Source organism: Streptomyces sp. NPDC037083 (assembly GCF_055606485.1).
Genome location: NZ_JBVJSQ010000039.1, coordinates 1 through 5,031, shown reverse-complemented (window position 1 = coordinate 5,031; position 5,031 = coordinate 1). Strand labels below are relative to the sequence as shown.

3 protein-coding genes and 1 pseudogene are annotated in these 5,031 nt (G+C 68.5%); 3 read left to right on the top strand and 1 reads right to left on the bottom strand.

From position 1 onward, the window contains the following. Positions 1 to 127: 127 nt before the first annotated feature. The gene (locus ACZ7DE_RS40915; RefSeq protein WP_470769624.1) at positions 128 to 1,594 is read left to right on the top strand and encodes an NF041680 family putative transposase; all 1,467 of its coding nucleotides are present in this window, start codon (positions 128 to 130) and stop codon (positions 1,592 to 1,594) included. 9 nt (positions 1,595 to 1,603) lie between these two features. On the opposite strand, the gene ACZ7DE_RS40910 is transcribed toward ACZ7DE_RS40915, so the two are convergent. Then, positions 1,604 to 2,092: a DUF4265 domain-containing protein gene (locus ACZ7DE_RS40910; RefSeq protein WP_470769622.1), complete on the bottom strand. Its 489-nt coding sequence runs from the start codon at positions 2,090 to 2,092 to the stop codon at positions 1,604 to 1,606. Positions 2,093 to 3,008: 916 nt separating this feature from the next. On the opposite strand from ACZ7DE_RS40910, the pseudogene ACZ7DE_RS40905 reads away from it, so the two are divergent. Continuing rightward, a pseudogene (locus ACZ7DE_RS40905) lies at positions 3,009 to 3,857 on the top strand (IS110 family transposase); the annotation flags it as partial. A 292-nt stretch (positions 3,858 to 4,149) separates the two neighbouring features. After that, positions 4,150 to 5,019, top strand: a complete 870-nt coding sequence (locus ACZ7DE_RS40900) for a DMT family transporter (RefSeq protein WP_470769620.1) — start codon at positions 4,150 to 4,152, stop codon at positions 5,017 to 5,019. The last annotated feature ends 12 nt before the right edge of the window (positions 5,020 to 5,031 follow it).

Genomic DNA, 5,031 nt, shown 5'->3' with positions numbered 1-5,031 from the left:
CTTGTCGTTTATGGTCCGCTGTCGAACGCGGATCGAACTTGGTCCGAGTTTCCCCACTTCACCGGACATGCCGGGGGCCGGGGCCTGATCCTGTGGCCAGGGTCGCTGCGGCACGGAGGCCGGGATCGTGGAACTGGTCGGGCGCGAGGTTCAACGAGGCGCGCTGACAGCGGTGACCGAGTTCCGTACCGAGTTGTACTCGTGCCTGATCTCCCGGAGCGACGCGCTGTTCGAGCTGTGCGACGCCTTGCTGTGCACTGACGGTCCCGTCCGCACCCTCGTGGATCTTGCTCTCGCTCCCGAGCACCGACGCGGCCACGGTGCCCTGTACGCCGGGCTGAACCTGGGCCGGATCGACGTGGCCCGGCTGCGGCGGGCCCTGGCCGGTCTGCCGCTGCCCCGGGCCGCCGATGGACGCCTGGTGTTGGCGGTGGACGTCTCCCCGTGGCTTCGGCCGGACGCCGACACGTCTTCGGACCGCTCGTTCTGTCACACCTTCGGCCGCGGCTTGGGCAAGCACCAGATGGTGCCCGGCTGGCCGTACTCGATCGTCGCCGCGCTGGAGACGGGCCGGACCTCGTGGACCGCGCTGCTGGACGCGATCCGGCTGGAGCCCGGTACGGACCTGGCCGCCGTCACCGCCGACCAGGTCCGCGAGGTCATCGAACGCTTCATCGAGGCCGGCCAGTGGCGGGACGATGACCGAGACGTCCTGGTCGTACTGGACGCCGGATACGACGCGCCTCGCATCGCCCACCTCTTGGCTGACCTGCCGGTCGAGGTGCTGGGCCGGCTGCGTTCGGACCGGGTGATGCGCAAGCCGGTCCCGGTGCCGTGGATCTGTCCGCCGCAGGGCGGGCGCCCGCCCAAGCACGGTGGTGAGTTCGTCTTCGGCAGCCCTGAGACCTGGGGCGAGGTGGGGGTGGTGACCGTGACCGACACCGAGCGGTACGGGACGGCGACGGCTCAGGCCTGGGACCGGCTGCACCCTCGGCTGACTCGGCGGGCGGCATGGGGTGATCACGAAGGCTCCTTGCCCATCATCGAGGGCACCGTGATCAGGTTGACGGTCGCGAAACTGCCGAGCGGCGGGGTGAACAAGCCCGTCTGGCTGTGGTGGTCCCGCACTGGCGCCCGCCCCGAGGACGTCGACCGATGCTGGCAGGCCTTCCTGCGTAGGTTCGACGTTGAGCACACGTTCCGTCTGCTCAAGCAGACGCTTGGCTGGACCCGTCCCAAGCTCCGGGACTCCGCCGCGGCAGACCGCTGGACCTGGCTCGTACTGGCCGCGCACGCCCAACTTCGGCTCGCCCGGCCACTCGCGCGGGACCTCCGTCGGCCGTGGGAGCGGCCAGCGGAACCGAACAGACTCACCCCTGCTCGAGTCCGCCGGGGGTTCAGGAACCTCCGCGCGAAGACGGGCACTCCAGCTCGTGCACCGAAACCCACTCGACCGGGCCCCGGCCGCCCGCCCGGCTCGAAGAACCGGAGACCCTCCACCCGATACGACGTCGGACGCGTCCTCGCCACAGGCGAGTCATACGCCCGACCCGCACATCACAAGGTCGGCACCAAACCTCGACGAATGGGATAGCCGGCAGGCTCAGGCGTTCCACCACTCGTCGGTGCCACATCCGATTTCGTAGTGCCACCATCCCTCTGTCTGTCCCTGTGTCAGGAGAGTCTTGATTCCGGCGAAGTCCGCGCCTGCCGGTGCGGTGAAGGCCACCATGGGGAAGTCCTCGCTGAAGACCTCGCCTCCGAGCTCGAACACTGAAAGGCGCTGATGCACGGCCTGCGGACTGCGTCCCAGGGGACCGGTGGGCACAGGCACCACACGGATCGTGCAGTTGCCGGACGAACTGACCCGCCCGACAGCCCAGTGCAGCCCGTCGGCGTCGGTCTGGTACCGCACTACATCGCCCTCGGCGACCCCGTTCTGGAGAAACGGGATGTTCTGCACACACGCCGTGTCATCGCCGAGCGGCGTCGCCCACAGGCCCTCGGTGTCCTGGGGGAACCATCCCTCGCGAGGGACGAACCGGAACCAGACCTTGATCTTCTCGACCACGTTCTCCATGACGGCCATCATGCGCCGACCGTTAACGAGGCCTCGCACCGGGGCTGAGCTGGAGATCAACCTCAGCCGTCATGGCACGGCCCGAGGTTAAAGGACAAGCTCAGTGGACTCCACCCGATGGGATCCACCGAGTGGACTCCACTCCGGTGCGCCGGATGACGATGCACGCCACGTGGTGCGCACCGCGATGTCCGCCACCGCAGCCGGCGGCGCACCACCCGACGATGCCCGGCACTCGCGCGCGCCCGGTGCGTCGCACCGGTGTGCCCACCGCCGACCGACCCCTTGACCAGGTGCGGCCGGTGGCCTGCTTGACCCCTTGACCAGGTCCGCTACCGAGGACGTTTCTCCTAATCCGGGGTGTAGGCGGCTCGGTCCGGTCTCCGCAAGGGGCTGGGTGAGCGGTCGACAACGGGCAGCGGAACGCCTTCGGCCCTCATGGTCCTGGAGACCCGCTCTGAGACTGGCGCCGCTGTCCACCGGTGGGATCCATGGCGGTGTCGTGGGCGTCGGGCAACGCCTGATGTCAGCCTGGCCCGAGAGGCCTTCGCCTAGAGCGGCGGGACCCGGCGCCTTCGTCACGGCCACGGCCCCCACCGCCGTCCGCGCCTTGCGGTGATGACGCGGGCGCCGAGCTGATGCCTTCGTTTCCCCTGGTCCTTCGAGACCTCTGTCAAGAGCGGCACAGCCCGGTGCCTCCGTGATTACCGTGAAACTCCCGGCGGCCAGCCGGACGTTGATCGTCACGGCACGAGCCCGCCCCAGGGTCGACCTCTTGTTTCATCCGCGAGCCCGCGAGCTCTGCAGACAGACCGAGCCCTTGGGGTGCGCTGGTGTCGCGAACGGCTACTGAGATGGCGGACCTGTGAGTCCTGGGATTAGGACGCTGCGCGACCCGCATGTGCTCGTGACCTGCACAAATAAACGGATCTGGGAGGATGGCTTGACCGTGTTCTGCGGCATCGACTGGGCGGAGCGCCACCACGACGTCGCCGTCGTCGACGACACCGGCGCCCTGCTCGCCAAGGCTCGCATCAGCGATGACGCGGCCGGCTACAGCAAGCTCCTGGACCTGTTGGCCGAACACGGCGACAGCCCGGAGACCCCCATACCCGTGGCCATCGAAACCAGCCGCGGCCTGCTCGTGGCCGTCCTGCGCACCGGTGATCGCAAGGTCTTCGCGATCAACCCGCTCGCCGCCTCCCGCTACCGCGACCGGCACGGCGTCAGCCGCAAGAAGTCCGACCCCGGCGACGCCCTGGTCCTGGCGAACATCCTGCGCACCGACATGCACGCCCACCGGCCGCTGCCCGCCGACAGCGAACTCGCCCAGGCCATCACCGTGCTGGCCCGAGCCCAGCAGGACGCCGTCTGGAGCCGCCAGCAGGTCGCCAACCAGGTCCGCTCGCTGCTGCGCGAGTACTACCCCGCCGCCCTGCACGCCTTCCAGGGCAAGGAAGGCGGCCTGACCAGGTCAGACGCCCGAATGGTCCTCACCCTCGCCCCGACGCCGGCGAAGGCCGCGAAACTCACCCTCGCCCAGTTGCGCGCCGCCCTCAAGCGCAGCGGCCGCACCCGCGGCTTCGACACCGAGACTGCGCGTCTGCGGGAGATCTTCCGCTCCGAGTACGCCCGGCATCGCCCGGCCGTCGAGGACGCGTTCGGCCAGCAGCTGCTGGCGCTGCTCAAGCAGCTGGATGCCGCCTGCCAGGCCGCGGACGACCTCACCACGGCCGCCGAAGCCGCGTTCAAGGAGCACGCCGACAGCGAGATCCTGCCGGCTCCGCACATTGCGTCAGAAATGACCATGGCTTGGATTCCTACTGCAGCCAATGCCTGCCCAACGCTAGGGTGAGCGCCGTGCATCAGCATCGGATCATCTGCTCACCGCCCCGCTTCTGAGCGGGGCGTCTGCTGGGCCCGGCCGGACGAACGGCCGTGGCCCCCTTCGGTGATGCCTGATCAGCCGTCGATCCGCTGATGCCCTGCTTTGACGCCTCTTTCCTTTCTTCGCGTCGAAGCTGGAGTCCTCTTTCATGCCTGCATGCTCGTCTCTTTCCGCTGCACCGATGCTGCGGAACGGCACCACCCTGCTCGTTCTGGCTGGAGTGCTGTGGGGAACCGGCGGTCTCGCCGGTTCGATCCTCGCCTCGTACACCGGCTTGGCCCCGGTCGCTGTGGCCGCATATCGCCTGCTGATCGGAGGCACCCTCATCACCGGATATGCCCTGGTGAGTGGACGACTCGTCGGGGTACCGCGGGACTCGCGGGGCCTGTTCCGCATCGCCGCTGCCGGTCTCCTGTTGGCCTGCTACCAGGCTGCCTACTTCGCAGCGGTAGCTGCTACCTCGGTCGGCCTGGCCACCCTGACCACGATGGTCGCAGTCTCCATCCTGATCACTGCTGGGACGGCATTCCTCGACCGGCGCCCACCAACCCGCCGCGCCATCGTCTCCTTGGTCATCGCGCTCGCGGGTCTGGTACTGCTGATCGGCTCGCCGACCGCAGGCGCTCACCGGATGGCCGGGACCGGCCTGGCGCTACTGGCTGCAGCAGGCTTCGCCGCGCTGTCGATGGACCGCCGTGAAACACTTCCCGGCCTGGACCACATCACCACCATCGGGCTGGGCTTCCTGGCTGGAGGTCTCCTGCTGCTGCCCATCACACTGACGGTCGGGATGGCCATCCCGGCCCGTCCAGCAGTAATCGGTGCCGTGCTCTTCCTCGGCCTGGTCCCCACGGCTGTGGCCTACAGCAGCTACTTCACTGGCCTGCGCTACGCGGGCCCCAGGGGGGCAATCATCGCTCTCTTCCTCGAACCGCTCACTGCCACCCTCCTCGCCGCACTCGTCAATCACGAGCATTTGACCGGCGCACAGATCCTCGGAGTGCTCTTCATCCTGTTCTCCACCACGATCCGTCAGGACTCCGCAGCTTGACTTCTTCACCCT

Coding starts and splice junctions, on each gene's coding strand:
- ACZ7DE_RS40910 (WP_470769622.1), bottom strand. CDS start 2,092: ATGATGGCCGTCATGGAGAACGTGGTCGAGAAGATCAAGGTCTGGTTC.
- ACZ7DE_RS40900 (WP_470769620.1), top strand. CDS start 4,150: ATGCTGCGGAACGGCACCACCCTGCTCGTTCTGGCTGGAGTGCTGTGG.